This window comes from Bradyrhizobium sp. LA6.8 (genome assembly GCF_040547935.1).
Lineage (GTDB): Bacteria > Pseudomonadota > Alphaproteobacteria > Rhizobiales > Xanthobacteraceae > Bradyrhizobium > Bradyrhizobium barranii.
In genome coordinates this window covers 229,787-255,448 of sequence record NZ_JBEPQQ010000009.1, presented here as the reverse complement: position 1 = coordinate 255,448, position 25,662 = coordinate 229,787, and the positions used below count along the sequence as shown (strand labels likewise).

The 25,662-nt window shown below is 65.2% G+C and carries 21 protein-coding genes; 11 read left to right on the top strand and 10 right to left on the bottom strand.

Annotated features, from left to right (window positions below; genetic code table 11):
- Window positions 1-97: 97 nt before the first annotated feature.
- Window positions 98-2,941 carry an ATP-binding protein gene (locus ABIA90_RS35370; RefSeq protein ID WP_354120331.1) on the bottom strand — a complete coding sequence of 948 codons (2,844 nt, stop codon included), beginning with the start codon at window positions 2,939-2,941 and terminating at the stop codon, window positions 98-100.
- Window positions 2,942-3,267: 326 nt separating this feature from the next.
- Between ABIA90_RS35370 and ABIA90_RS35365 the strand changes: the two genes are divergently transcribed.
- From ABIA90_RS35365 to msrA, 7 genes are all read left to right on the top strand, one after another.
- A complete protein-coding gene (locus ABIA90_RS35365; RefSeq protein WP_354120332.1) occupies window positions 3,268-3,936 on the top strand; it encodes a sensor histidine kinase in 669 nt (222 codons plus the stop codon).
- A gap of 33 nt (window positions 3,937-3,969) precedes the next feature.
- Window positions 3,970-4,671: a VOC family protein gene (locus ABIA90_RS35360; protein ID WP_354120333.1), complete on the top strand. Its 702-nt coding sequence runs from the start codon at window positions 3,970-3,972 to the stop codon at window positions 4,669-4,671.
- A 259-nt stretch (window positions 4,672-4,930) separates the two neighbouring features.
- On the top strand, window positions 4,931-6,244 hold the full coding sequence (locus ABIA90_RS35355) for an epoxide hydrolase family protein (RefSeq protein WP_354115766.1): 1,314 nt from the start codon (window positions 4,931-4,933) through the stop codon (window positions 6,242-6,244).
- A 65-nt stretch (window positions 6,245-6,309) separates the two neighbouring features.
- Window positions 6,310-7,158 carry an enoyl-CoA hydratase/isomerase family protein gene (locus ABIA90_RS35350; RefSeq protein ID WP_354120334.1) on the top strand — a complete coding sequence of 283 codons (849 nt, stop codon included), beginning with the start codon at window positions 6,310-6,312 and terminating at the stop codon, window positions 7,156-7,158.
- A gap of 121 nt (window positions 7,159-7,279) precedes the next feature.
- On the top strand, window positions 7,280-7,702 hold the full coding sequence (locus tag ABIA90_RS35345) for an OsmC family protein (RefSeq protein WP_014493564.1): 423 nt from the start codon (window positions 7,280-7,282) through the stop codon (window positions 7,700-7,702).
- Window positions 7,703-7,813: 111 nt separating this feature from the next.
- Window positions 7,814-8,209 carry a cupin domain-containing protein gene (locus ABIA90_RS35340; protein ID WP_354120335.1) on the top strand — a complete coding sequence of 132 codons (396 nt, stop codon included), beginning with the start codon at window positions 7,814-7,816 and terminating at the stop codon, window positions 8,207-8,209.
- A 29-nt stretch (window positions 8,210-8,238) separates the two neighbouring features.
- The gene (msrA, locus tag ABIA90_RS35335; protein WP_071917299.1) at window positions 8,239-8,754 is read left to right on the top strand and encodes a peptide-methionine (S)-S-oxide reductase MsrA; all 516 of its coding nucleotides are present in this window, start codon (window positions 8,239-8,241) and stop codon (window positions 8,752-8,754) included.
- 93 nt (window positions 8,755-8,847) lie between these two features.
- Here the strand turns inward: msrA and ABIA90_RS35330 are convergent, their stop codons facing one another.
- The gene (locus ABIA90_RS35330; protein ID WP_354120336.1) at window positions 8,848-9,489 is read right to left on the bottom strand and encodes a TetR/AcrR family transcriptional regulator; all 642 of its coding nucleotides are present in this window, start codon (window positions 9,487-9,489) and stop codon (window positions 8,848-8,850) included.
- 139 nt (window positions 9,490-9,628) lie between these two features.
- Here ABIA90_RS35330 and ABIA90_RS35325 point away from each other — a divergent pair, with 139 nt between their 5' ends.
- The 3 genes from ABIA90_RS35325 (at window position 9,629) to ABIA90_RS35315 (ending at window position 13,282) form a co-directional block, all read left to right on the top strand.
- Window positions 9,629-10,771 carry an HlyD family secretion protein gene (locus tag ABIA90_RS35325; RefSeq protein WP_354120337.1) on the top strand — a complete coding sequence of 381 codons (1,143 nt, stop codon included), beginning with the start codon at window positions 9,629-9,631 and terminating at the stop codon, window positions 10,769-10,771.
- Window positions 10,768-12,261: an MDR family MFS transporter gene (locus tag ABIA90_RS35320; protein WP_354120338.1), complete on the top strand. Its 1,494-nt coding sequence runs from the start codon at window positions 10,768-10,770 to the stop codon at window positions 12,259-12,261. The genes ABIA90_RS35325 and ABIA90_RS35320 overlap by 4 nt, the downstream gene beginning before the upstream one ends.
- A gap of 82 nt (window positions 12,262-12,343) precedes the next feature.
- Entirely contained in the window at window positions 12,344-13,282 is a 939-nt protein-coding gene (locus ABIA90_RS35315; RefSeq protein ID WP_354120339.1) for an aldo/keto reductase, read from the top strand.
- A 45-nt stretch (window positions 13,283-13,327) separates the two neighbouring features.
- Here ABIA90_RS35315 and ABIA90_RS35310 read toward each other — a convergent pair whose 3' ends face one another.
- Complete coding sequence (locus ABIA90_RS35310) at window positions 13,328-16,165, bottom strand: ATP-binding protein (RefSeq protein ID WP_354120340.1); 2,838 nt, start codon at window positions 16,163-16,165, stop codon at window positions 13,328-13,330.
- Between the two features lie 298 nt (window positions 16,166-16,463).
- Between ABIA90_RS35310 and ABIA90_RS35305 the strand changes: the two genes are divergently transcribed.
- Entirely contained in the window at window positions 16,464-17,453 is a 990-nt protein-coding gene (locus ABIA90_RS35305) for a Bug family tripartite tricarboxylate transporter substrate binding protein (RefSeq protein WP_354120341.1), read from the top strand.
- Window positions 17,454-17,459: 6 nt separating this feature from the next.
- Here the strand turns inward: ABIA90_RS35305 and ABIA90_RS35300 are convergent, their stop codons facing one another.
- The 7 genes from ABIA90_RS35300 to ABIA90_RS35270 form a co-directional block, all read right to left on the bottom strand.
- Window positions 17,460-18,620, bottom strand: coding sequence for an MFS transporter (locus ABIA90_RS35300; protein ID WP_354120342.1), 1,161 nt, complete (start codon window positions 18,618-18,620; stop codon window positions 17,460-17,462).
- A gap of 1,003 nt (window positions 18,621-19,623) precedes the next feature.
- On the bottom strand, window positions 19,624-20,856 hold the full coding sequence (locus ABIA90_RS35295) for a Zn-dependent hydrolase (protein ID WP_354120343.1): 1,233 nt from the start codon (window positions 20,854-20,856) through the stop codon (window positions 19,624-19,626).
- Window positions 20,849-21,634, bottom strand: a complete 786-nt coding sequence (locus tag ABIA90_RS35290) for an ABC transporter ATP-binding protein (protein WP_282524335.1) — start codon at window positions 21,632-21,634, stop codon at window positions 20,849-20,851. The genes ABIA90_RS35295 and ABIA90_RS35290 overlap by 8 nt, the downstream gene beginning before the upstream one ends.
- Complete coding sequence (locus ABIA90_RS35285; RefSeq protein ID WP_354120496.1) at window positions 21,631-22,404, bottom strand: ABC transporter permease; 774 nt, start codon at window positions 22,402-22,404, stop codon at window positions 21,631-21,633. The genes ABIA90_RS35290 and ABIA90_RS35285 overlap by 4 nt, the downstream gene beginning before the upstream one ends.
- A gap of 72 nt (window positions 22,405-22,476) precedes the next feature.
- Window positions 22,477-23,421, bottom strand: coding sequence for an ABC transporter substrate-binding protein (locus ABIA90_RS35280; protein ID WP_354120344.1), 945 nt, complete (start codon window positions 23,419-23,421; stop codon window positions 22,477-22,479).
- Window positions 23,422-23,526: 105 nt separating this feature from the next.
- The gene (gene hutC / locus ABIA90_RS35275; protein ID WP_259256555.1) at window positions 23,527-24,255 is read right to left on the bottom strand and encodes a histidine utilization transcriptional repressor HutC; all 729 of its coding nucleotides are present in this window, start codon (window positions 24,253-24,255) and stop codon (window positions 23,527-23,529) included.
- On the bottom strand, window positions 24,252-25,610 hold the full coding sequence (locus ABIA90_RS35270; RefSeq protein WP_354120345.1) for a formimidoylglutamate deiminase: 1,359 nt from the start codon (window positions 25,608-25,610) through the stop codon (window positions 24,252-24,254). The genes hutC and ABIA90_RS35270 overlap by 4 nt, the downstream gene beginning before the upstream one ends.
- Between the last annotated feature and the right edge of the window lie 52 nt (window positions 25,611-25,662).

The window sequence follows — 25,662 nt, the reverse complement described above, 5'->3', positions numbered from 1 at the left end:
AGTGCCACCACCATGGCGGGGCGGATGCGGCTTGGCGTGTTAGAAGTTGTTAGGACTTGCGAGCAGGTGCTTGGACGGTATCCCGTTGAAGATACTGTCAATTCAGCGCGCTCAGGAGCTCCCTGGCGGCCACGAGATCGCGGGTTTGGAGGCCTTCTTGGTATCGCGCGACGAGCGGGGCGAGCAGAGCGCGTGCTTCGCCCGCTTGTCCGGCCTGGCGCCAGACCCGGCCGAGGCTGATCGCCCCCCGCAGCTCCCAGCCGAGCGCGCACTGCCGGCGCGACAGATCGAGCGATTTCCGGAAGCAGCGCTCGGCCTCCGCGGTGTTTCCCGACCGGACGAGGATGTCGCCCTTGACCCGGAGCATCTCCGGCATGTCGAAGGATTCGCCATGATCTGGAATCTGCGCAATGGCATCATTGATCGTGCGCAGGGCCTCGTCCGGCTGGTTCTCCGCCACGAGGCCCTCCGCCAGCGCCGTCGCAAACACCGTCGTCATGATCCGGTGCCGCGTCGCGTACAGCGTGGCCTGGCTCCGGCGAAGATGCTCGATCCCGCCGGCGGTGTCGCCGCGGCGAAGCATGAGCTCGCCCTTCTGGCCGATGCCGACGGCGTGATAGGGACCGAGGAAGTGCCGCGCCGAATGGTCGATCAGCCGCTCGATCAGGATTTCGGCATTGGCCCAGTCGCCGACCCAGAGGAATACGTAGATCGTCCAGATCAGGGAGATGCCGAGGGTGAGGGGTTGTTCGAGCAGTTCCGCCTCGTGAACGGTGTATCTCGCCGCCTCGATCGCGCGATCGGGCCGCCCGGTGAGCCAGAGCCCGCGCGCCAGCGCGACCAGCGCGACGATGCGGTCGTCATAACCGAGATGCCCGATGTTCAGCCGCTGCGAGCCGGGATTGTGCACCATCGCGCTCTCGCAGAACTGCACAGCCTTGTCCTGATTGCCGATCAGATGGTGCGCGACGCCCAGCATCCATTCCACGTTCAGCGCGGCGGCCGGATCATTCAGCTTGCGCGCAACGCTCTCGCCCTGCTCGCCGGTGCCGAGCGCGCCGTGAAAATCCCCGACCCTGGTCAGGTAGATGTGCAAGCCGCGCAGCAGCCAGAGCTGCCAGTGCAGATCCTCGAGATCCCGCGCAAGCTGAAGACTGCGTGTGAACGCCGACCGGACCGCCTCGGTATTGCCCTGTGTGAACATCACGGAGACGCCGAGCGCAGCCTGCAACGTCATCTCCTGGCGGCGGTCGATCGAATTCGTATCGAGAGAGACAAGCGCCTGCTTCGTCCAGCGATAGCACTCCGTCAGCAATGTCAGTTCGAGGAAAAACTGGGCCGCCGAAGCCGCCAGATCCACGCCGATCGTCCGGTCGGCGCTATCCGAAAAGCTCCAGGTCAGCGCGGCCCTGACATTGGGCAAGTGGTCGGCATAGGGAAGGAAGCCGCCTGCGGTCTGCATGCCCGTGGATTTGAGCGCGATGTCGCGCAGGAAGTCGCGGAAATATTCGGCGTGAGCGCGCGCGACACGGGGCGCTTCGCCGTTCTCGACGAGCTTCGCGCCGACGAAGGTGCGGGTGGTGTCGAGCAGACGATAGCGCAGCCGCCGCTCCGCAGGTGAGGTTGCGATCAGCGATTTGGAGAGCAGGTTCGAGATCGCCTCGACCGCCTCGGGCTCGCTGATGCCCTGGCTGAACGCAACGGCGAGCGCGGCCTCCATCGTGAATGGCCCGACGAACACCGACAAACCGCGCAGCGTCGCACTCTCGGCTGCCGGCAACAGATCATAGCTCCAGGCGAGCGCGGCGCTCAGGGTCTGGTGCCGCGGGATCGCTGTGCGGCGTCCCCGCCACAGCAGCGAAAAGCGGCTGTCGAGCAGCGAGGCGGTCCCGGCAATGCCATAGGCGTTCACGCGTCCGGCGGCGAGCTCGATCGCGAGCGCGATGCCGTCCAGTCGCCGGCAGATCTCGGCGACAAGCGGTGCATCCTCCTCGCTCAGTTCGAATTCGCCCAGGCTCTCGGCAATGCGTTCTACGAAGAGCTGGCTTGCGGGATAGGCAAGGATGTCGGCGATGCCGAGCCCGTCGCGCTGGGGCGGGCAGTCCAGCGGAAACAACCGGTGGACGCGTTCGCCTTCGGTGCGAAAGGATTCGCGGCTGGTGGCGAGAATGTGCAGCTCGGGCGCCTCCTGGACGATGTGCTCGGCCAGGGGCGCGAGCTCGTCGATGATGTGCTCACAGCTGTCGAAGATCAGCAGCATCCGGCGGTTGCGCAGCACCGTCAGCAGGCCCGGCATCGGGTCCTCGGAATTGACGGTCAGGCCGAGCGTGGCGGCGATGGTGCTTGGAACGAGCCTGGCATCCGTCAGCGCGCCGAAATCAACGAAGTTGACCTGACCCTCGAAGGCCTCGAGCTCGCGATGCGCGACGGCGAGCGCGACGGAAGTCTTGCCAATCCCGCCGGGGCCGACAATTGTCACGAAGCGATGCTGCGCAAGCTCGGTGGAAATCCGCTCGACCGCGTCGGCTCGTCCGATCATCCTGGCAAGCGGCGGCGGGAGTATGTGAGGCGACGGGACGGCCGGGCCTGTCCGCTTCTCCGGCGATTCGGACCGGACCAGCGGGCTCGCGAAGCAATAGCCACGGCCGGGCACGTTGACGACATAGCGGGAGCCTTCGCCGGCATCCCCCAAGGCCTTGCGTAGCGTCGTGATGTGGAAGCGCAGGCTGCCCTCGTCGACCGTCACGTCGGCCCAGACGCGCTTGATCAACTCACGCTTGTCGATGACCTCGCCGGCGCGCTCGACGAGAAAAATGAGGATGTCGAGTGCGCGGCCGCCGAGGTGAAGCGGAGCGCCGTCCTTCTCGAGCAGGCGCGACCTTGCGTACAGCCGGAATGGCCCGAAGGAAATCGCCGCATCCTGGTCGTTAGTGTCCACCACGCGCCAATGAATCCAGTGAAGGGGCTGTTGTCCGCATCCTGATCTAGCAGAACGAGGTTATGAGTAAACTGGTCGAAAGTGGCGAAATCGCGCGGCAAGTCATTCGGCCGCACCGGGATGATGCGTGACAAATTTCGCTTAAACGCGAGCGGCTTGGGAAGCGATCGGGACGACCCGTCAGCGTGCTTGACCGTCGAGAGGACGGTCTGGCCGCCAACTTGTGCCGCCGATCATAACAAAATCTTGCAACGTCTAACGAGCAAAACGCGCGCGGTGCATCCAGTATACGCTTCGAGTTAGGTCCTAGATCCAACGGGGAGGCTATCATGTCCGCTATCGGCTTGGAGACGAGCGACCATTTCGTTCGATCTCAGCACATTGCCAGCCTTGATGATCAGTCGCGTGATTGGGAACTCGTGCTGCGGGAATCCCACCATCGGATGAAGAACACGCTGACGCTGCTGGGTGCGTCAGTCCGCCGCGACTTCTCGCGGCCGGGCACTAGGGACATGTCGGGCGCGGTGGACCGGTTCGAGCAGCGCATTGTCGCGTTCGGCAGGCTCTATCAGCTCTTGTCCGACATCGACAGTCTGTCCGCCGTCTCCGTCGAGGCCTTCTTCGAAAACCTGTGCGAGGCGCTCTCCGAGGCAGTGCTGGAACCGGCCGGCATCCGCTGCGAGGCAGCGATCGAGAGCGGGGCGCTGCCGGCATCGCAGTGTCATCGGCTGGCGTTGATGCTGACAGAGCTGGTCACGAATGCCGCCAAACATGCCTTCCCGAACAAGAACGATGCGCTGATCCGCATCGAAATTACCAACCGCGACGGCGCCTGGCTCTGCACAGTGGCTGACAACGGCATCGGCGCGACCGGTCCGCTTCAGGGCACCGGCAGCCGTATCCTTGAAGGGCTCGCACGCAGTATCGACGCGCGGTTGCAGGGCGAGGCGAGCCAGGGCGGCACACGTGTGACGATCGTGATGCCCACTGCCGCTTGAATCTCGCTTCAATTTCAACTCAGGGAGTTCGACATGGCCACTACCGAAATCGACCGCGACGCCGCGGCCGGGTCTCCGAACACATCTTCGACATCGCGTGGCGTTGATCTGAAGCTTGAGATCGTCGTGATCCCCGTGTCGGATGTCGACCGCGCCAAGGCGTTCTACACGCGCCTCGGCTGGCGATTGGACGCCGATTTTGCCTCAGGTGACGAATGGCGCGTGGTCCAGTTCACGCCGCCGGGTTCGGCCTGTTCGGTGATCTTCGGCAAGAACGTCACACCGGCAGCGCCCGGTTCGGCGCGCGGGCTGTACCTGATCGTCTCCGATCTGGCGGCGGCGCGACAGGATCTGCTCGACCGTGGCATCGCGGTGAGCGCACCATTCCATGGTGCGGGCGACGTTCACGCCGGTCCGGACGAGCCGTATCTGTTCGGCAGCGTCCGGGTCAGCGGTGCTGACCCGAAGCGCGGCAGCTACAGCTCGTTTGCCTCGTTCAGCGATCCCGACGGTAATGGCTGGCTGTTCCAGGAGGTCACGACGCGACTGCCTGGACGCATCGCTGGTGACGGCACGACGTTTGCCTCAACGGCCGATCTGGCCGCAACCCTGCGACGTGCCGCTGTCGCGCATGGTGAGCACGAGAAGCGCATCGGCGGACACGACGAGAACTGGGCGGATTGGTACGCCGACTACATCGTCCGCGAGCAGGCCGGTCAACCGCTGCCCTCCTGAGTTGTAATGAACCTATCTCCTGAATTCACAGCCAGGGCGCGCGCCGATTGAACTCGTCGCGCGCCGTGTTGCTTCTGCATCGCGCGTATCGTCATCGTCGCTCGCTCTCTTGCATCCCGCGGACTCGCAACGGCTAACGCGGCCTAACAACCGATAACGAGCTAATTGCCAGGACCTGCGCCAATCTCTCTTCACGACGAAACGACGCGTCGATTTCGAATTCGGTTGGCGTCACCGACCAAAGCAGGGGAGATCTGCCATGACAACGCAAGCACGAGCCGACATTCTCAATCCCGACCGCCGTCAATTGCTGAGCCAGGCCGCAATGACCGCGGTTGCCGCCAGCGTGGCGAGCCTGCTGCCGCTGCATCCGGCAAAGGCCGCTGCAAGCGGCCCCATCCGCCCGTTCCGCGTCAGCGTGCCCGAGGAAGATCTGCTTGACCTCCGCCGCCGCCTCGCGGCGACACGCTGGCCCGATCGCGAGATTGTCGCTGACCAATCACAGGGCGTGCAGCTCACCACGCTTCAGCAGCTCGTGCGGTACTGGCAGAACGACTACGACTGGCGGAAGATGGAAGCGCGGCTGAACGCCTTGCCGCAATTCGTCACCGAGATCGACGGCGTCGACATCCACTTCATTCACATCCGCTCCCGCCACGAGAATGCGCTGCCGATGGTCGTCACGCATGGCTGGCCCGGCTCGATCATCGAGCAGATGAAGATCGTCGGCCCGCTCACCGATCCCACCGCGCATGGCGCGAAGGCTGCGGATGCATTCGACCTGGTGATCCCCTCGCTTCCCGGCCACGGCTTCTCCGGCAAGCCGACGGAGCTCGGCTGGGATCCCCAGCGCATCGCGCGTGCCTGGATCGTGCTGATGAAGCGCCTCGGCTACAACCGCTACGTGGCGCAGGGCGGCGATTGGGGCAATGCCGTCACGGAGCAGATGGCGGTGATCGCACCGCCGGAACTGCTCGGCATTCACACCAACATGCCCGCCACCGTTCCCGACGACATCGCCAAGGCGCTTCAGCCCGGCGGGACGCGGCCGTCAAACCTCTCGGCCGACGAGCGCATTGCCTACGACCAGCTCGACGATTTCTACAAGCACGGCCTCGGCTATGCGATCGAGATGTCGAACCGGCCGCAGACGCTCTATGGCCTGGTCGACTCGCCGGCCGGCCTTGCGTCCTGGATGCTTGATCACGACGCACGCAGTGCTGCGATGATTGCGCGGGTGTTCGACGGCAAGACCGAAGGCCTGTCACGGGACGACGTGATCGACAACATCACGCTCTACTGGCTCACCAACACCGCGGTGTCGTCGGCGCGGCTCTACTGGGAGAACAAGCTGGTGTTCTTCGCGCCCAAGCACATCAAGATCCCGGTCGCCGTCAGCGTCTTCCCTGACGAGATCTATGCCGCGCCGCGCAGCTGGGCCGAGAAGGCCTATCCGAAGCTGATGCACTACAACCGCCTCGACAAGGGCGGCCACTTCGCGGCCTGGGAGCAGCCCGCGCTGTTCTCTGCGGAAATGCGCACCGCCTTCCGCCCGCTGCGCCAGTCGATCTGAACCGAGCAGGGGACGCGCGCTGCCGTGCGTCCCTTTTCCGAACACACATGTCAGGAGTGCCAACAATGAACCGCCCCGTACAGATCTTCACTACCGAGGACATTCGCCTGGAGCGCCGCCTGCCGACATACTGGCGTGTCACCTTCGAGATGCCGCCGGTGAACATCTTCGGTCCAAAGCACCTTCCGCTGCTCAACGACATCATCACCGCGATTGAGACCGATCCGGACGTGAAGGTCGTCGTATTCGACAGCGCCGTCGAAGGCTTCTTCATCACGCATTACGACTTCCTGGCGCCGCTTGAGGACTCGCTTCGCGTTCCGCCCGGGCCGACCGGCCTTCAGGCGCTGCCCGACATGCTGGTGCGCCTCAGCCGCGCGCCGGTCGTCTCCATTGCCTCGATCCGGGGCCGTGCGACCGGGGTCGGCAGCGAGCTCGCGCTGGCGAGCGACATGCGCTTTGCCAGCCGCGAGAAGGCGATCCTGTCGCAATGGGAGGTCGGCGCGGGACTCGTGCCCGGCGGCGGGCCGATGGCCCGGTTGCCGCGGTTGATGGGCCGAGGCCGTGCGCTCGAAGTGTTGCTCGGTGCCGATGACATCCACGGCGATCTCGCCGAGCGTTACGGCTACGTGAACCGTTCGCTGCCGGATGCGGAGCTCGACGGCTTCGTCGAGGCGCTCGCCATGCGCATCGCGTCGTTCGACAAGGAGGCCATCGCCGAGACCAAGCGTCTCGTCGATGTTGCGAGCCTGCCGCCGGATGACGAGATCAAGCCGGAGTGGGACGCGTTCCTGGCCGCGCTCGGCCGTCCCGCCAGCCAGACCCGCATCAAGGCGCTGATGGCGCGCGGCTTCCACCGCGCCGGCGACGTCGAGAACCGGCTCGGCTTCCATGTGGGTCAAATCAGCGGCTAACGGAACCGCTGTGGCGTTCGGCCGGTTGGAGGGGTGACAGGCGGTCGTGCCAATGTCGCTTTCCTCCGCTACCGAGCGCCGGTGCTAAAAACCAACCTGAAAACCAACAAGGAGAATTGAGATGATCCGCAAGGCAACAGCAGTCTGGAAGGGCACCGGTCGCGACGGCACCGGCCATCTCTCAAGCGAATCCGGCGTGCTCGCCGGGACGCCCTATTCGTTCAAGACCCGCTTCGAGAACGAGAAGGGCACCAATCCCGAGGAGTTGATCGCCGCGGCCCATGCCGGTTGCTTTACCATGGCACTGGCCTTCGGCCTTCAGCTCGCCGGCTTCACGCCGGACGAGCTGTCGACGGAGGCCGCCATCACGCTCGAGCCGGAAGGCAAAGGCTTCAAGATCAGCAAGTCGGCACTGACGCTTCGCGCCAAGGTGCCGAACCTTGACGATGCAGGTTTCGCCAAGATCGCCGGCGAGGCCGAGAAGAACTGTCCGGTGTCGAAGGTGCTCAACGCCGCGATCACGCTCGACGCCAAATTGACCTGATCGAACACAGGGAGCGGTGCCATGCCTAGCCAAGATCTGCCTCGCCAAGATCTGTCTCGCCAAGATCCGCCTCGCCAGCATCAGCCGGATGAAGACAGGTTCCGGGCGATCTTGCCCGAGGAGATCGCTTGGCAACCGTTCCCTGCGTTCCCGCCGGGCGCGCGGCTGGCCGTGATGGTCGGCCATCCCAGCGAACCCGGACCTTACGTGGTCCGGGTGAAGGTGCCCGGGGGCACAAAACTGATGCCGCACAAGCATCCGGAGGATCGCATCTACACGGTCATGTCGGGTGTGTTCTACATCGGCCTCGGCGAGCGTTTTGATGGCGACCAGGTGAAAGCCTATCCGCCGGGCAGCGTCATCGTGCTGCCCGGCGAGACCTGGCATTTTCACTGGGCGAAGTCCGGCGAATACGTCACACAGGTCTCCGCCATCGGGCCGCTGGGCCTCGAATATCACGATGACCATGATGACCCGCGCTTGCATCCGGCAGCGGAGAAGCGCTGACTATCTCGACGAAACCAATGGAGCATGAGATGACGACAGAGCGCGCAGTTTTGGCCGGAGGCTGCTTCTGGGGCATGCAGGATCTGATCCGCAGGCAACCGGGGGTGATCTCCACACGTGTCGGTTACACCGGCGGGCATGTGAAGAACGCCACCTATCGCAATCACGAGGGCCACGCCGAGGGGATCGAGATCATCTTCAATCCCGCCAAGACGAGCTTCCGGACCATGCTGGAGTTCTTCTTCCAGATCCACGATCCCACCACGCTCAATCGCCAGGGCAATGATCTGGGCACGAGTTACCGCTCGGCAATCTTCTATACGAGTGACGAGCAGAAGAGAGTCGCGGAAGACACCATCGCCGATGTCGAGGCGTCAGGTCTCTGGCCCGGCAAGGTGGTGACCGAGGTTGCGCCCGCAGCGGAGTTCTGGGAAGCCGAGCCGGAGCATCAGGATTATCTCGAGCGCTATCCCGATGGCTACACCTGCCACTTCATCCGGCCCGACTGGAAGCTGCCGCGGCGTGCGGCCGCCGTGGGAGGCTAAACGGATTGTCGCGTAAGGCCGCCGAGGGCCTTTGACGAGGAGTGCAAATGTGTGAACTCCCCTCATCGTACGATCACGAGAGTTCCTCGCGGCTCAATACGCCTCCGGCTGGCGTCGGCAGATCACGGCCACCGCCTTGCGGGCAATCTCCCTCAGATCGGCGCGGCGTGCGCCGGCGCGGGCGCGGATGGCGATCGTCTGCATCGTGGCGGCGGCGAGGATCGCAAGTGCAGCCGGATCGGCCTCGCGATCCAGCTCGCCCTTGTCCTGCGCCAGGCGGAAGCGGGCCTCGAAATCGGCATCGATCGCGCGCAGTCCCGTCGCAACGCTGCTCCGGATCGCCGCATCCTCGGCGACTTCGGTCACCGCGGTTCCGACCACGAAGCAGCCGCGCGCTGATCCCTTGCCGGAAAAGTAGATCGACAGCGCCGCGTCATAGGCCAGCATCAGCGCTTCGTCTAAGGGATGGTCCCCTGCGAGAGCCTCACGCGTTGCCGCAAGGCTGATCTCCCAATAGCGCGCCAACGCCTCGAGATAGAGCGCGTGCTTGTTGCCGAACACCGCGTAGAGGCTCGGTGGACTCATGCCGGTCGCGGCCGCGACCTTGTCCAGGGACGTGCCGGAATAGCCCGTCCTCCAGAACGTCTCCGTGGCCCGCTTGAGGGCCGTCTCAGTGTCGTAGGCGGGTGGCCGTCCCCGGCGCGCCGGCCCCGTCTCGCTCTTTTTCCGTGCCATGTCGTCCGAACCTGGTTGCCATGTTCCACACATATATTTGTATGGATCGTTATAAAAATCAATGGCCGCGCGGCTTGATCGCCGCATCGGGGTACAATATTTGTAACGAACGTTAGTAAATGAGATAAGGACGAGGACGATGGGTTGGAACTTTGCGCCAATCGCCGGCTGGCTGGGCGATCGCAGCTTCCGCGGGAGCGAGGCTGCTGCGCCGTTGTTCGGAGCGGATCTTGCCAGGCGGCTGCGCCGGCCCCTGATGCTCGTGGTGCCCGCCGCGGCCGCCGTGTTTGGCGCCTTCATGTATCTGGCGCAGGAACAATTTGTCTCGACCGACGATGCGTTCGTGCGCGCCGCGAAAGTCACCATCAACGCGCGGGTGTCCGGCCAGGCGGTCGAGATCGCCGTGCGCGACAACGAGCGCGTCCGGCAGGGCCAGGTGCTGTTTCGAATTGACCCGGAGCCCTACCAGATCGCCGTCGATCAGGCCGAGGCCCGGCTCGGCAGCGCGCGGCTCCAGATCGACTCCCTCAAGGCGACCTACCGCCAGCAGCAGGCGGAGCTGCAATCGGCGAAGGACTCGGCCTCTTTCGACGAGCGCGAGTTCGACCGCAAGAGGATGCTGGTCGCCTCCGACTTCACGCCGCGCGCGGTCTACGAGCGGGCCGAGACCGATCTCAAGGTCGCGCGCCATCGGATGGCGTCGATCGAACAGCAGGTCGCTAATACGGTCGTCGCGCTCAACGGCGACCCCGACATCGATGTCGACCGCCATCCGACAGTCCGCGCGGCGAGGGCGCAGCTCGATCGCGCGCGGCTCGATCTCTCCTACGCCACCGTGAAGGCACCCGACGACGGTATCGTGACCAAGGTCGACGATCTGCAGATCGGCGGTTTCGTCAACGCAGGCGCGCCCACATTCTCGCTGATGTCGAGCCGGGACGTCTGGATCGAGGCGAATTTTCGTGAGACGGGCCTGACCCACATGCGGCCGGGCCAGGAGGCGACGATCGACGTCGACGCCTATCCGGATCGAAAATTCAAGGCGCATATCGTCAGCATGAGTCCCGGCACCGGGTCGGACTTCTCGATCCTGCCACCGGAGAATGCGACCGGGAATTGGGTCAAGGTCGTCCAGCGGCTGCCGGTGCGCCTCGAGCTCGACGATCCCGATTCGGCCCGGCCACTGTTCTCCGGCATCAGCGTGACGGCGCGGGTCGACACCGGCCATCGTCGCAACTGGCTGCATCTGCTCCAGCCTGCGCTCGCGACGGAGGTCAAATGAGTACGCCCCTCCCATCGACCGCGACCGGCGGTCATCATGCAATCTCGGCGGCCGCCCTGATGGCGACCTATATGCAGGCCGTCAACATTTCGATCCCGAACGCTGCGCTGCCGCACATCCAGGCCACGCTCTCGATGGCCAATGACGAGGTCGGCTGGGTGTTCTCCTCGTATATCGCTGCAAGCGCCGTGACCATGTCGATCACGCAATGGCTCGCGGGACGCTACGGCCGCAAGGCGGTCTATCAGGCAGCCCTTGCCGTCTTCACGCTTGGTCTTGTCCTCGACACGCTGGCGACGACGTCGATCCAGTTCGTGCTGGCGCGGATTCTCCAGGGCGCGGCGAGCGGACCACTTGCGCCGCTCTCATTGGCGATTCTGCTCGAGGCGACGCCGGCGGCGCGACAAGCGCGCATGGGCCTGGCATTGACGGTCTGCTCGCTGCTCGGCATCAGCACCGGTCCCGCTCTTGGTGGCTGGCTCAGCGAATATTACGGCTGGCCGTCGATCTTCTATGTCAGCCTGCCCATGACGGCCTTCATCGCCCTGACGATGGCCCTGTTGCTGGGCGAGAAGCGGGCAGAGCGGAGCCAGCCCTTCGATGTCTTCGGCCTGACGACCTTCTCCGCCGGCATGATCGGGCTGCAGATGCTGCTGGATCGCGGCGAGCGCCTCGAATGGTTCGCCTCGACGGAGATCTGGGTCGAAGCGATTGCCTCGGTCCTGGGATTCTATCTCTTCATTGTGCACGTTCTGACGAAGAAGGAGCATTTTCTCCGCACGGCGCTGTTCAGGGATCGCAATCTCGTCCTCTCGACGGTGATCTCCGTCGCGCTCGGCTTCGTCCTACTGCCGACATTGGCGCTGACGTCCCCGATGCTGGAGGAGTTGCTCAACTACCCTGTCGACACCACCGGCTACATGAGCATTCCACGCGGCGTGGCGCTGGTGGGCGCGCTGGTGCTGACCAGCCTGGTTCCGGGACAGGTCGACTACCGGCCGTTCCTCATGGGGGGCATGGCGCTGGTGGTCTATGCCAACTGGCTGATGCTCGGCTATTCGCCGGCGATGGATTGGCGTCCGGTCGTCGAAGCAGGTTTCCTCCAGGGCGCTGGTCTCGGCATGTTGTTGCCGGCGCTGGTGAGGGCCGCGTTCGGAACGCTCGATCCGAAGCTTCGCCCTGAAGGCAGTGCGCTGATCAACCTGTCGCGCCTTTACGGCAGCACCATCGGCATCGCGGTGGTCCAGCTCTTCTTCTATGCCAATACCCAGGCCGTGCATATCGCGCTCGCCAAGCATCTCACGCCTTATCGTGTCGCGGCGATTGTCACGGGCCCGATCGGGAAGCCGGGCCTTGCCGCCCTCAACGGCATGGTCACGCGCCAGGCGGCCACGGTCGCGGTCATCGATCAGTTCGAGATCCTGATGTTCGCCATGCTCGTCGTGATCCCGCTGGTGTTCTTTCTTCGTAAGCCGCGTCCCGTCGGCTAACGCCGGAGAGTCGTGAAATGTGTCCGCAACCTCGATCGCTTCGTCCGCATCGCGCGGCCAGCAGTCAACAAGGAGTATCACCATGACGACCTCCGATTCACTTCGTTACATCAGAATTCCCACGCACGAGTCCGTGACGATTCCCGCAGTCGGATTTGGCACGCTCATTCCCGATCCGCTCGTGACGAGGCAGGCGACCAGGGCTGCATTGGAGGCCGGATTTCGACATCTCGATTGTGCCGAGCGCTATCGCAACGAAGCGGCCGTCGGCGACGCGCTACAGGACGCATTCAAGGCGGGCACGCTTCGGCGTCAGGACCTGTTCGTTACGACGAAGCTGTGGAACACCAATCATCGGCCGGAGCGGGTCAGGCCCGCCTTCGACGCCAGTCGCCGGCGGCTGCAACTCGACGAGATCGATTGCTACATCATCCATACGCCCTTCGCCTTTCAACCCGGCGACGAGCAGGACCCGAGGGATGCGAGCGGCCATGTGATCTACGATTCAGGCGTGACGTTGGCGGAGACATGGGGGGCGCTGGAGCGCCTCGTCGACGACGGGCACTGCAAGTCGATCGGGCTGTCGGACATCACCTTGGAGAAGCTGCGCGAGATCGTCGAGGTCGCGCGGATCAGGCCTGCCATGGTGCAGGTCGAATCGCATCCCTACCTGCCCGAATGGGAGCTGCTCGACTTCTGTCGGGAGCATGGAATTGTCCTGCAGGCGTTTGCCGCGCTGGGACACGCCATGAAGCCGAACCTCCTCGCTGACCCCGTGATCACCGCCATCGCGGAACGCCTGCACAAGACGCCGGCTCAAGTCGCCCTGGCCTGGGCCGTCCAGCGCGGCACGGCTTTCCTGACGACGTCGACCAATCCTCGGCGGATCGCGGAGAACTTCGATATTTCGACGCTGTCTGAAGACGCCATGCGGGAGATGCGGGACCACATCACGACGAATGTCCGCTTCAACACCGTGGTCGAGACCGGCGTGCCCGGCTTTATTCCGCGGGCAGGATGACGCGAGCGGCGTGGTACGAAGGCCGCAGGCCTTCGGCCGGCCTCGTCAAGTCCGGAGTTGCGCGATCAAATCGCGTGCGCTGCGGATATCGGCGATGCCGGCGCCCTCGCTGAACGCCCCGCATGCACGTTCGAGAATTGCCAGGGCCTCTGCATTCTGGCCGGCTCCGATCATGAACCGCGCGAGGCTGATCGCACCGCGCAGCTCCCAGAATCGCGCGCCCTGCTGGTTGGCAATCTCCATGGCCTCGCGAAAGCGCGCCTCGGCGTCCCCCGCATGCCGCGGGCTCTTGAGCAACAATTCGCCCTTGATGCGCGTCAGTTCCGGCAGATACCACAGCTCCTGCCGGTCGTTGCAGCGGGTCAGGACGTCCTCGATCACGTCGAGGCCACGGTCGACCTGGTGGGCCTCGCCGGAACACGCGGCGAGTTCGCCGAGCAGCGGAAGAAAGCGCGGCAGGAAACGCGCATCGCCGGCGCGATTGAGCTCTTCGCGCAGCAGCGGCAGGCCGGTCGCGACATCGCCACGCCTTACGACGACCGCCGCGTTGAAGGCCCGTGCCCACAGGCCCCACAGCCGGATGGCGTGGCGCTCGGTGTGTTCGAGCAGCTCGGCGCCGTGGCGCTCCGCGGCCTCGAAATCGCCGGACCAGAAGGCGATCGGGCAGGCGGCTTGCCCCAGCACGCTGCAGAAAGTCAGCGCGTGGCCGTTGGCGCGACCTTCCTCGATGTTTCGGGCGGCGAGCGCCTGGGCCTGATCGGCGAGGCCCTGAAGCCACAGGATGCGGGCCCGGAAATATTGCGTCGATATCCTGAGGTCGAGCGGGAAGATCTTCGGCTTCTCCGCCAGCACATGCAGCGACGCGTTCACGCGCTCGATGCGGAGCCGTGCGTCGTTCTGATCGCCGAGATAATGCAGCGCCACCGCCATCAGCCGGTCGCCCAGCATGAGATCGGTCCTGTCCGACGAGTTCGCCGCTGCATTCGCAAACCGGTCGGCGAGCGCACGGGCCTTGCCGAACTGTCCGTTGTTGAACTGGTCGATGCACAAGCCCCAGAGTGCGCGCAGCCGGAAGTCCTTGTCGTCGAGCCTGTCAGCCAGCTCCAGGGTCGTCTCGAGGATCGGACGCGCCTCGCGGGCGCGGCCCTCGCCATACATCAGCGACCAGCCGAGCGCCGACAGGAGTTGCATGCGAATGCGATCGTCGCCGCTGTCGCCGAGCGCGGTGAGCGCCGTCTTGGCGCGCTCGCGGCATTCGGCGAACAGGGACAGGCGGACCCACAGCGTGACGGCAGCCGCCGTCAGCGCGATCCCGAGTGCAGCGTCACCGTCGGGCCCGAAGGCCCAGTTCAATGCGGCGCGCACATTGTCCAGCTCCGCGCCATAGATGCTCAGCCATTCCGGCAGCGGCGTCGATGTATCGGCCTCCGCGCGCTCGAAGAAGTCGCGAAAATGCTCTCCATGACGGCGCGCGAACTGACTGGTCTCGCCGAGCTCGTTCAGCTTTCCATGCGCATAGGTGCGCGTGGTGTCGAGCAGGCGGTAGCGCAGCGTTCGCGAGCCGGATGGCGAGATCAGCGATTTGGTGACGAGACTGTCGATCGCCTCCAGCGTTTCGGACGTGCCGAGGCCGTCGCCGGCAGCCACCGCGGCAGCCGCCTCCGGCGCGAAGGGCCCGGCAAAGACCGACAGGCGTCGCAGCGTGGCACTCTCGGCGGGAGGTAGCAGATCGTAGCTCCAGTCGAGCGCCGCGGCGAGCGTCTGGTGTCGTGGCACGGCGGTGCGCCGACCCCGCCACTGCAACGAGAAGCGGCTGTCGAGCAGCGACGCCGTGCCGGCAATGCCGTACGCATTGACACGGCCGGCCGCGAGCTCGATTGCGAGCGCAATGCCATCGAGGCGCCGGCAAATGCTCGCGACGAGCGGCGCCTCTTCCGCACTGAGCTGGAACGGACCCGAGCTCTGCGCAATGCGCTCGACGAAGAGCTGGGCCGCGGGGTAAGCGAGGACCTCGGCGACACCCAGGTCCTCGCGCTCCGGCGGGCAATCCAGCGGGAACAGGCGGAAAATCCGTTCGCCGTCGCTCCGGAACGACTCGCGGCTGGTAGCGAGAACGCGAAGCTGCGGTGCGTCGCGAACGATGCGCTCGACGAGCGGTGCCAACGCATCCAGCACATGCTCGCAGCTGTCGAAGATCAGCAGGGCTGGGCCGGTCTTCAGAAATGTCAGCAGGGCCGGCGTCGGATCCTCCGCGCTGATGGTCAGTCCCAGTGCGGAGGCGATGGTGGTCGCGATGTGGCTGGCATCCCTCAGTGGACCGAAGTCGACGAAGAATACGCGCCCGCCGAAATCCGCCGATCTGCGATGCCCGACGGTGACGGCGACGGCAGTCTTGCCGATGCCGCCGGGGCCGACCACCGTCATGAAGCGATGCAGCGAAAGCCCGTTCGATATCTTCTCGACGATCTCCTCCCGTCCGACCATTTTCGACAGCGGAGAGGGAAGGGAACGGGGAGGTGCGATATTCACGGCGGGCTGAGCGGCCGGCGGGGCCGCGTGAGCGAGCGAGGCGACAAAGCAGTAGCCGCGGCCGGGCACATTGACGACATAACGGGCCGACTTGCCGGTATCGCCCAGCGCCTTGCGCAGTGCCGCGACGTGGAAACGCAGGCTGCCCTCGTCGACATTGACGTCGGCCCAGATGCGCTTGACCAGCTCTCTCTTGTCGATGACTTCGCCGGGGCGCTCGGCGAGGAAGATCAGAATATCGAGCGCGCGGCCGCCGACGTGAAGCGGCGAGCCCTCCTTCTCCAAGAGCCGCGACTTCGGAAATAGTCGAAATGGCCCAAAAGAAATGGCCGAGTCTTCGGTACGATCTGGCACGCGCCATTGCCCCCGCAACGGGAGTCAAAATGTATTACTTTTTGGTCTATCAGAACGAGGCGTACAGTAAACTGGCCGAAAGCAGTGGGCAGAGCTGGTAGCCCTGCGCGCATGGCTTCGATCGGTCGGTCCGCCGAAATAACCCTTAAGAAGTAAAGGGTTATGGTGACATGACAAGGCGATGACACCGGTGCCCTCACCCGGATGGCGCATTGACGGCGGTAGCAGATTGCTGAGACTGGATCGTTCGGGAGCCGGTCCCGCCTCGACAGTGACCACCGACTTCCGGAATTCGAACATGGCTTCCTTCTCGCGGCGACGATTCGTCCATGCGCTATCGGGCGCAGCGGCGCTGGCGGCGATCCCGCGCAGCGGACAAACCGCTGACTATCCGTCTCGTCCCATTCGCCTCGTGCTTCCGTATGGAGCCGGCGGAGCGGGGGACCAGATCGGGCGTCCCTGGGTGGACAAGATGTCATCGCTGCTTGGGCCGACCTTCGTGGAATATATCGGCGGTGCGGGCGGCGCGATCGGGGCTGCGACGGTCGCGCGCGAGGAGCCCGACGGCTATTCGCTGCTGCTCGGCAATGGCAGCACGCAGGTCATCATTCCCCTGACCTCGAAAAATCCCGGCTATTCCGTCGACGATTTTCGCGCCATCTATCGCTTGATCAGCACCGCGCTGGTTTTCGCGGTCCATCCGTCGGTGCCTGCCGCGGATCTGCGTGAGCTGATCGCCTACGCTAGGGACAATCCGGGAAAACTGTCCTACGGGACACCAGGCATCGGCACTGGCAACCATCTGGTCGGCGAATCCTTCAAGCAGCAGGCCGGCGCGCTGGACATCGTCCACGTGCCGTATCGGGGCATTTCGCAGGCGACCAACGACCTCGCTGGTGGCCAGATATCGCTCGTCATCGGCGTCATGTCCGACCAGTTGAAGCAACTGGGCGGGGCCGGGAAGGTCAGGCTGCTGGCGGTCACCAGCGAAAAGCGGTTGAGCGGCGCGCCGGAGATTCCGACCGCGGTCGAATCCGGCATGCCGGATCTCCGCTATGAGGGCTGGTTCGGCATCTTCGCACCCAGGCACACCGACGATGCGATCATCGACCGGATCGCACAGGCGACGCTGGTCGCGATGGCCGATCCGGCGATGCAGGCAAACTACCGTGCCCAGGGCATCGAGCCCGACATCGATTCGAGTCCCGACAAATTCCAGCGCATCATCGACGTGACGACGGCAAGCCTGGCGCCCGTGATCAAGTCGATCGGGCTGAGCAATTTGTGAGGCCGCTCAGGCCTCCACGCGCGACGTCTGCCGGCCCTCCGCCGTGACCATGCGCGCCGACAGCGCGACGAGACACATCAGCGCGGCCAGCAGCCAGAACGCTGTCGGCAATCCGCCAAGCCGTGCGACGAAGCCGACGCCGGCGGGACCGATGAGGATGCCCGCGTAGCCTGCGGTCGTGATGGCGGCGACGGCGAGCCCCGTGGGCATCACGGTCTGCCTGGCCGCCCGGCGGAACAGCACCGGCACGAGGTTCGATGCACCGAGGCCGATCAGCAGGAAGCCGCCGATGGCGACCGCCGCTACGGGCGCCCTGAGCAGGACTACGAAGCCCGCGATCGCAATGATGCTGCCCCAGAACAATGTCGCGCGATCCCCGATGCGTGCGACGACGGCGTCGCCGCCGAGCCGCCCCGCGGTCATCGCGATCGAGAACACGATGTAGCCGATCCCGCCTTGCGTCTCCGAGACGAGGCCGGCGCCGATGACGAGCAGCGCGCCCCAATCGAGCATCGCGCCCTCGACGAGGAAAGTGATGGCGGCGAGCAGCGCCAGCAGGAGCACGGAGCCATGCGGCAGCACGAAGAGCGGTCCGTCCTGCACCTGCACCGAACGAAGCAGGCGCGGCCAGGCCGCCAGCATCGCGACCAGCATCAGCACGGAGCAGATCAGCGTGCAGGCGAGCGCGCCGAGTTGCAACGAGAGCAGCGCAGTCATCAAGGCGGATCCCGCGAAGCCGCCGATGCTGAACAGCGCGTGGAAGCCGGACATCAGCGGGCGGCCCGCGTCGCGCTCCACCTCGACCGCATGAATGTTCATGGCGACGTCGATGGAGCCGAGCGCGGCGCCGAAGGCGAACAGGGCCAGCGCCAGCGTTGCCGGCGAGCTTGCGATCGCCAGCAGGGGCAGCACCAGCGCCAGACCGAGCCCGCCCGCAATGATGATCGGCTTGCTGCCGTAGCGCGCGCTCATGACTCCGGTCAGAAGCATCGCGACGACCGAGCCGATGCCGAGGCTGAGCAGGAGCAATCCAAGAACGCCGTCATCGACGCCGAGCCGCGTCTTTGCGAACGGCACCAGCGGCGCCCAGCACGCGATGCCGAAGCCCGCGACGAGAAAGGCGAGCCGCGTCGCGAGGCGCGTTGCCGGCCGGTCGGCAGAATGCATGGGAACTCCGGGGAAGCAGGGCGGGGCGGATCGACAAGCCCTGAGATTGCCGCGCCTTTATGTCCGAGGCGTGCTCGAATTGTCGCAGATAGTGCTCAAGAACGGCGCGACGTCAACCTGGGTTCCGAAGCGTGTTGCGTTCGGGACGATATTCGTAAGCGCGCCGCCGGGCCCGGCCGTCGGGCAAAACACCGGGTCATTCCGAGCTGCGTCGGTGTCAAGCCGCGCTTGCAAGAATATTCCACTTTACCGAAATTCGGAAATGGCGTATGTGTCTTCCATCCCGGCTCATCAAGAGGGGCGATCTTGTGTCGTCACTGTCGCGAGCCGGGCTTGCGGTGGACGCGACAGCGTCGGGCGCGAGAAGTGCGGGCAAGGGCGGATTGCTCTCCGTGAGCCCAAAGCTTCGTGCCGGATGAGCGGCGCTGTCAGGTTCGTCTCGTCTGTAAGTTTCCGGCTCCGTCGACAGGGCTGGAAAAACTGCGGCGAAATGGCGGGCCGTGCGTACGGCAAAACCGTGTGGTCCTGGCCGTCGTTGCTACGGTCAAGTGCTTTGCGAATGCGGCAGTCGCGTCAACCGGCGCGGTGCTGGTGACTTTTGCAAGCGTGAGGGAGGCCAGAAGGAACTCGGCTCCCGGGAGAGCACGGCATAGGCCGTCCAACCACTGCGCAGGGAAGGCCGAGTGATTGGCACCACCTGTATGCTGCTGTGCGGTTTCCTTGCGCTACCTTTCGCGCAGCGGACCGCGGGTGCGAGGTCAGCACCCGGCCTTCCCTGCGCCCTCTTGGCTTCGAGGGTGGAACGACGAAGCAAAGCTCGGGCGAAATTCGCTGCGAGGATGCGAAGGTGTGTCTGCAACACGCGCTGTCATCGCCCGCGAAGGCGGGCGACCCAGCATTCGAGAGGCGGGTGTGGTTGAACGCTGCGCTTCGGCTATGCCGTGCCGATCACGAAGGGCAAGTACGACATCGTCCAGGAGTTCAGATGCGGCGGCACGTCGTTCTAGCCACCGAGGAGCCGCCGGCAGGCGTCGACGAAGACCTGCGCGCCCGTGACGATGTCGGCGTCGGCGGTGTTCTCGGTCCAGTGGTGGCTGATGCCGCCGATCGACGGCACGAACAGCATGGCCGCGGGCATGACGGTCGCGAGCAACTGCGCGTCGTGGCCGGCGCCGCTGGGCATGCGAATGGATCGTCCGCTGGCAAGGGCCTTGCTCGCGGCTTCGATGGCGTCCTGGAAGCCGGCGTTCATCATCGCGGGCGCGCCGGTGCGCAGCTTCTCCACGGTGACGGCGCAAGGGCCTTTCGCGGTGGCCTCGTCAGCCATGGTCCGCAGCAGTTGCTCCAGCCGCGAGATCACCGCCGGATCGTCGTCGCGGATCTGGAACAGCAATTCGGCCTTGCCCGGGATGATGCTCGGCGCGCCGGGATCGAGCGTGATGCGGCCGGTGGTCCAGACCGTGCGCGGGCCGCAGGCCCCTGGGAACCGCTCGTCGATCGCGACGCAGAACTTGGCCAGCGCGAGGCCGGCATCTTTCCGCGCCGCCATGCGGGTGGTGCCGGCATGGTTCTGCTCGCCGACGAAATTGATCTGGTACTGCCAGATGCCGACGATGGAGGTCACCACGCCGATCGCGAGCTTGCCGCTTTCGAGCGTGTCGCCCTGCTCGATATGCGCCTCCAGATATCCGATGTGGCGTCCCGGCTCGGCGGCGACGCGCGCGCGGCCCGAGAGCCCCATGTCGGCGAGTGCGTCGCGCATGGTGCGGCCGCTGGTGCGGTCGCGGGCGGCATCGATGTCGGCCTCGGTCACCTGTCCGACATAGGAGCGCGAGCCGAGGAAGTGCCCAAAGTGTCCTTCCTCGTCGCACCAGGCGGCAATTTCGACCGCACCCTTCACGGACGGGTCGGCATTGAGCACGCGGGCCGCTTCGAGCGCATAGACGACGCCGAGCGGGCCATCGAGCCAGCCGGCGTAGTTCTGGCTCTCCAGGTGCGAGCCCGCCAGCAGCTTCGGCCCCTGCTTCGCGCTGGTGCCGAACACATTGCCGATGCCGTCGATCGCGGTGGTGAGGCCGGCGTCAGGCAGCTTCTGCACGAGCCAGTCGAGCGACTGCTTGTGCGGCTCGGAGAAGGTCGGCTTGTGCACGCCGGTCTTGTAGGCGCCGATGGCACGGAGCGTATTGAGATCGGCGAGAACGCGTTGCCCATCGGCACGCGGCTTGGTGTCAGGCATGTTCGGCAACCTTCAACGCCTCGGTGCGGATCTCCTCGACCAGCCGTTCCTTCAGCTGGACGAATTCGGGCGTGGTCTTGATCTTGTAGGAGCGCGGATGCGGCAGGTCCACATTGATTTCGGCCTTGATGCGGCCGGGGCGCGCGCTCATCACGATGACGCGGCTGCCGAGGAAGATGGCTTCCTCGATGTCGTGGGTGACGAACAGCACGGTCTTCTGGTCGCGCTCCCAGATCCCGAGCAGCATTTCCTGCATCAAGGCGCGGGTCTGGTTGTCGAGCGCGCCAAAGGGCTCGTCGAGCAGCAGGATCTTTGGATCGTTGGCGAGCGCGCGGGCGATCGCGGTGCGCTGCTGCATGCCGCCGGAGAGCTGCTTCGGCCAGTGGTTCTCGAAGCCGGACAGCCCGACCTGGCGGATGAAGGCATCGGCGATCTTGTTGCGCTCCGCCTCGGGCACGCCGCGCTCGCGCAGGCCGAAGGCGATGTTCTCGCGCACGGTCAGCCACGGAAACAGCGTGTAGGACTGGAACACCATGCCGCGATCGGCGCCGGGGCCGGTCACCTCGCGCCCGTCGAGCGTGACGCGCCCGCTGGTCGGCCGGTCGAGACCGGCGACGATGCGAAGCAGCGTGGACTTGCCGCAGCCGGAGGGGCCGAGGATGGTGACGAAATCGTTGTTGCCGATGGTGAGATCGGTCGGCTCCAGCGCCCTGGTCGGCGCGTTGCCGTGGCGCGCGGGGAAGGTTCGCGAGACCTGTTCGATCTTCAGCGTGGTCATGCGAGCCTCCACGGAAACAGCCAGGCGTTGAACGCCTTGAACATGAAGTCCGAGAGGAGACCGATCAGTCCGATCACGATGATGCCGAAGATGATCTGCCCGGTGTTGAGCAGCGCCTGGCTGTCGGTGATCATGTGGCCGATGCCCGATGACGAGCCAATCAGCTCGGCGACGATGACATAGGTCCAGGCCCAGCCCAGCACCAGCCGCAGGATCTCCGCGATCTCGGGTGCGGAGGAGGGCAGCAGCACGCGCCGGATGATGCCGCGGTCGCTGGCCCCGAGCGTATAGGCCGCCTCGACCAGATCGCGCCGCGTGGTGCCCACGGTTACGGCGATCATCAGGATGATCTGGAACACCGCGCCGATGAAGATGACGAGCAGCTTCTGCAATTCGCCGATGCCGGCCCACAGGATCAGCAGCGGGATAAAGGCCGAGGCGGGCAAATAGCGAGCAAAGGAGACGAACGGTTCGAGGAACGCTTCGACCGGCTTGTAGGCGCCCATCAGCACGCCGAGTGGAACCGCGATGATCGCAGCGAGCGCAAAGCCGCCGACGACGCGCCAGATCGTCATGCCGATGTCGTAGATAAAGCCCTGCTTGGCGAGCAGGTCATAGCCTTCCTGCATCATGGTCAGCGGGTTGGCGAGAAAGGTCTTCGACACATGGCCGCCGAGCGTCGCCCACGACCAGAGGGCGACGAACAGCACGAAGAACGCGAGGCCGTAAGCCACGCGCTGCTTCGATGTCACGGGATCCAGGGGACGCATCAACGATCTATCCGGGCGGTGAACGAGTTTTCCGGTCCCGCCGCGAGACGGGGCCGGCAGCTCCTGAACGGCTTACTTGATGTAGCTCGCGTCGAAGAGGTCCTCGACCTTCGGCGCGGCCTTGATGATGCCGATCTCGAGCAGGAGGTCGGCGGCCTCCTTGTTGAAGGTCAGGAAATCGCCGGCAAAGAACTTCTGGTTCGCGGCCTTGTCCTGCCAGCGCAGATATTTTGCCGAGTTGCCGAACGCCTCGCCGGTCTGCTTCACATCGGCACCCATGATCTCATAGGCCTTGGCCTGATCCTTGGCGATCATGTCGAGCGCCTCGAAATAGCTGTCGGCGAGCGCCTTGGCGGCCTTCGGGTTCTCGGTGAGGAACTTCGGCGTGCAGCCAAAGGTGTCCATGACCATCGGATAGTCGAGCGTGGTCGCGATGATCTTGCCCTTGTCGGGCGCGGCCCGAACCGTCGACAGATACGGCTCATAGGTCATCGCGGCGTCGTTCTGGCCGGAGACGAAGGCCTGCGCGGCGGCCGCGGGCTCGAGGTTCACGACGGTGACATCCTTCACCGAGAGTCCGTTCTTCTTCAGCATCCAGGCCAGCGCGAAATAGGGCGAGGTGCCGGGCGCGGAAGCCGCGACGGTCTTGCCCTTGAGGTCCTTGATCGATGCGAGATCGTTGCGCACGGCCATGCCGTCGGCACCATAGCTCTTGTCGAGCTGGAAGATCTGCTTGGTCGCAACGCCATTGGCGTTCCAGGAGATCCAGGTCTCGACGGTCGTGGCAGCGCACTGGACGTCGCCGGAGGCGATCGCGAGGTGGCGGTCCTTCTGCGGGATCTTCTTGATGGTCACGTCGAGACCATTTTTCTTGAAGATCCCGGCCTCCTTCGCCAGCGTGAGCGGCGCGAAGCCGGTCCATCCGGAGATGCCCACGCCGACCTTGACGTCGTCGGCGAGCACGGGAGTGGAGGCCGCGAGGGCAATGATTGTCGCAAAAATTGTCGAACTACGCATGATTGTCGTCCTCTTGCCGATCGATGGATTGACGTCCCTGTTGATCATTCGGTCCTGATGGACCGTTGCCCGAAGCGTTGCACGATTTGTGCCGACATCGTTCTCTCAGCCTCCCTTGAATCGGGCGACAAGGCGGTGAGAGTCACCGGGATAGAGCAGGCGCACCGCGGTGATGGTGCGCGCGCTGCGCCAGGTATAGCGGTCGATCACGAGGCAAGGCGCGCCGACGGCGATGTCGAGCGCTTCCGCCGTGCGATCGTCCGCAACGATGGCGCTGATCGTATGCTCGGCTTCCGTCCATGGGACATGATGAAGCAGCCACGAGCCGGGCGGTTCGCGCGAGAAATCCGCGGTCGCTGCATCCGGCACGGACGACAGATCGATCAGTCGGTCCTCGACGGCAAACGGCACCTTGTCGGCGCTGTGCCGGCAGGTGATCGCAACGACCTTTCCGGCCTTCTTGACGCCAAGACGCTCGCGGTCGGCGGCGGTCGCCGCGCGAAGCTTGCGCCCGATCAGCTCGTAGCCGTAGCCGCGGCCAAGCGCGGTGATCTCGGCGCGAATGTCTGCGATCTTCAGCACCGCCGACAGATGCTGCGGCCGGCGTACGAAGGAGCCGGCGCGGCGCCGCCGTTCGATCAGGTCTGCCTGCGCGAGCTCCGACAGCGCCTTGTTCACCGTCATGCGCGAGCAGCCGTAACGCGCGACCAGTTCGTGCTCGAACGGGATACGATGCCCGGGCGGCCATTCGCCGGTCAGGATGCGCTTCTCGATATCGGCGCGGATGCGCTTGTAGAGCGTCGGCTGGTCGGCGGCATTGGTGGCCAGGCTCATGCGACGAGCCTCCGCACCGCTGCGTTGAAGCGCTCGCGCGCGGCCTGTCGCAGTCTGTGTCGTCCGCCTTCGACGACCTTGTGGCCGCCGGCCCAGACGCAATCGATCGCGCCGGTCCCTCCGGCAAAAATCCAACCGTCGATGGCGGCGTCGCGCAAACGTCCCGCGAGCGACGGATGTGCGGTGTCGAGCGTGACGATATCGGCGCGTGCGCCGGGCCTGAGGCCAGCCGCGGCCTGTGCCAGCGCGCGCGCACCGCCGGCGAGCGCATGATCGAACAGCGTACGTCCCGTCGAGCGGCCTGCGCCGCCGGAGAGCACGTTGCGCTCGCGATGCTTGAGACGCTGGCCATATTCGAGCTGGCGCAGCTCGTCGGCTGCGCCGACCAGCACGTTGGAGTCGGTGCCCACACCGAACGCGCCGCCGGCGTCGACGAATTCGCGCGCCGGAAAGATGCCGTCGCCGAGGTTCGCTTCCGTGATGGGGCAAAGACCCGCCACAGCACCGGTCTTCGCGAACGCGATGACTTCCTCATTCGTCGTATGGGTCGCGTGAATGAGGCACCAGCGTTGATCGAGCGGCGCGTGTTCCAGCAGCCATTGCACCGGCCGTCGTCCCGACCAGGCCAGGCAATCCTCGACTTCCTTCACCTGCTCGGCGGCATGGATATGCACCGGCCCGCCATCGGCGAGCGGAATGATCGCCGCGAGCTCGTCGGGCGCCACAGCACGCAGACTGTGCGGCGCGATGCCGATATCGGCGCCCGGTAAGCTTGCGATCGCCTTGCGCGATGCTGCCATCAGCGCGGCGAACTGATCGACCGAGCAGATGAAGCGGCGTTGTCCGGCATGCGGTGCGGCGCCACCGAAGGAGCCGTGCGCATAAAAACTCGGCAGCAGCGTCAGCGCAATGCCGGAAGCTTCGGCGGCCTGTGCAATGCGGGCAGCCATTTCCGCGAGGTCGGCATAAGGGGAACCGTCGCGATCGTGGTGGAGGTAGTGGAATTCGCCGACGCGGGTAAAGCCCTGTTCGAGCATCTCGACATACAACAGCGTCGCAACGGTGGCGACATCGTCCGGCGTCATCGTCAGCGCGAAGCGATACATCGTGTCGCGCCAGGTCCAGAACGTATCGGTGCTATCGCCGCGCAGTTCGGCCAGCCCCGCCATGCCGCGCTGGAATGCGTGGCTGTGCAGGCTCGCCAACCCCGGCAGCGCAATTCCATGACGCTCGTCGCCGGCGGCCGGCGCCACGCCCGGCGTCACCTCGGCGATCGCGCCGGCGTTGATCACCATCTGCACGTCATTGGCCCAGCCCGAAGGCAGGAGCGCGGAGGCGAAATGCAGTCGGGTCATGATTACACGCCGGCTGGACAGAACCGCCCCACGATTATATGTCTAGACATAT

Bases quoted from the DNA above. Each gene is read 5' to 3' on its own strand.
- msrA (WP_071917299.1), top strand. From the start codon at position 8,239: ATGACGACAGAGCGCGCAGTTTTGGCCGGAGGCTGCTTCTGGGGCATG.
- ABIA90_RS35280 (WP_354120344.1), bottom strand. From the start codon at position 23,421: ATGCGTAGTTCGACAATTTTTGCGACAATCATTGCCCTCGCGGCCTCC.
- ABIA90_RS35325 (WP_354120337.1), top strand. From the start codon at position 9,629: ATGGGTTGGAACTTTGCGCCAATCGCCGGCTGGCTGGGCGATCGCAGC.
- ABIA90_RS35295 (WP_354120343.1), bottom strand. From the start codon at position 20,856: ATGCCTGACACCAAGCCGCGTGCCGATGGGCAACGCGTTCTCGCCGAT.
- ABIA90_RS35290 (WP_282524335.1), bottom strand. From the start codon at position 21,634: ATGACCACGCTGAAGATCGAACAGGTCTCGCGAACCTTCCCCGCGCGC.
- ABIA90_RS35350 (WP_354120334.1), top strand. From the start codon at position 6,310: ATGAACCGCCCCGTACAGATCTTCACTACCGAGGACATTCGCCTGGAG.
- ABIA90_RS35305 (WP_354120341.1), top strand. From the start codon at position 16,464: ATGGCTTCCTTCTCGCGGCGACGATTCGTCCATGCGCTATCGGGCGCA.
- ABIA90_RS35315 (WP_354120339.1), top strand. From the start codon at position 12,344: ATGACGACCTCCGATTCACTTCGTTACATCAGAATTCCCACGCACGAG.
- ABIA90_RS35345 (WP_014493564.1), top strand. From the start codon at position 7,280: ATGATCCGCAAGGCAACAGCAGTCTGGAAGGGCACCGGTCGCGACGGC.
- ABIA90_RS35300 (WP_354120342.1), bottom strand. From the start codon at position 18,620: ATGCATTCTGCCGACCGGCCGGCAACGCGCCTCGCGACGCGGCTCGCC.
- ABIA90_RS35285 (WP_354120496.1), bottom strand. From the start codon at position 22,404: ATGCGTCCCCTGGATCCCGTGACATCGAAGCAGCGCGTGGCTTACGGC.
- ABIA90_RS35320 (WP_354120338.1), top strand. From the start codon at position 10,768: ATGAGTACGCCCCTCCCATCGACCGCGACCGGCGGTCATCATGCAATC.
- hutC (WP_259256555.1), bottom strand. From the start codon at position 24,255: ATGAGCCTGGCCACCAATGCCGCCGACCAGCCGACGCTCTACAAGCGC.
- ABIA90_RS35270 (WP_354120345.1), bottom strand. From the start codon at position 25,610: ATGACCCGACTGCATTTCGCCTCCGCGCTCCTGCCTTCGGGCTGGGCC.
- ABIA90_RS35360 (WP_354120333.1), top strand. From the start codon at position 3,970: ATGGCCACTACCGAAATCGACCGCGACGCCGCGGCCGGGTCTCCGAAC.
- ABIA90_RS35355 (WP_354115766.1), top strand. From the start codon at position 4,931: ATGACAACGCAAGCACGAGCCGACATTCTCAATCCCGACCGCCGTCAA.
- ABIA90_RS35365 (WP_354120332.1), top strand. From the start codon at position 3,268: ATGTCCGCTATCGGCTTGGAGACGAGCGACCATTTCGTTCGATCTCAG.
- ABIA90_RS35330 (WP_354120336.1), bottom strand. From the start codon at position 9,489: ATGGCACGGAAAAAGAGCGAGACGGGGCCGGCGCGCCGGGGACGGCCA.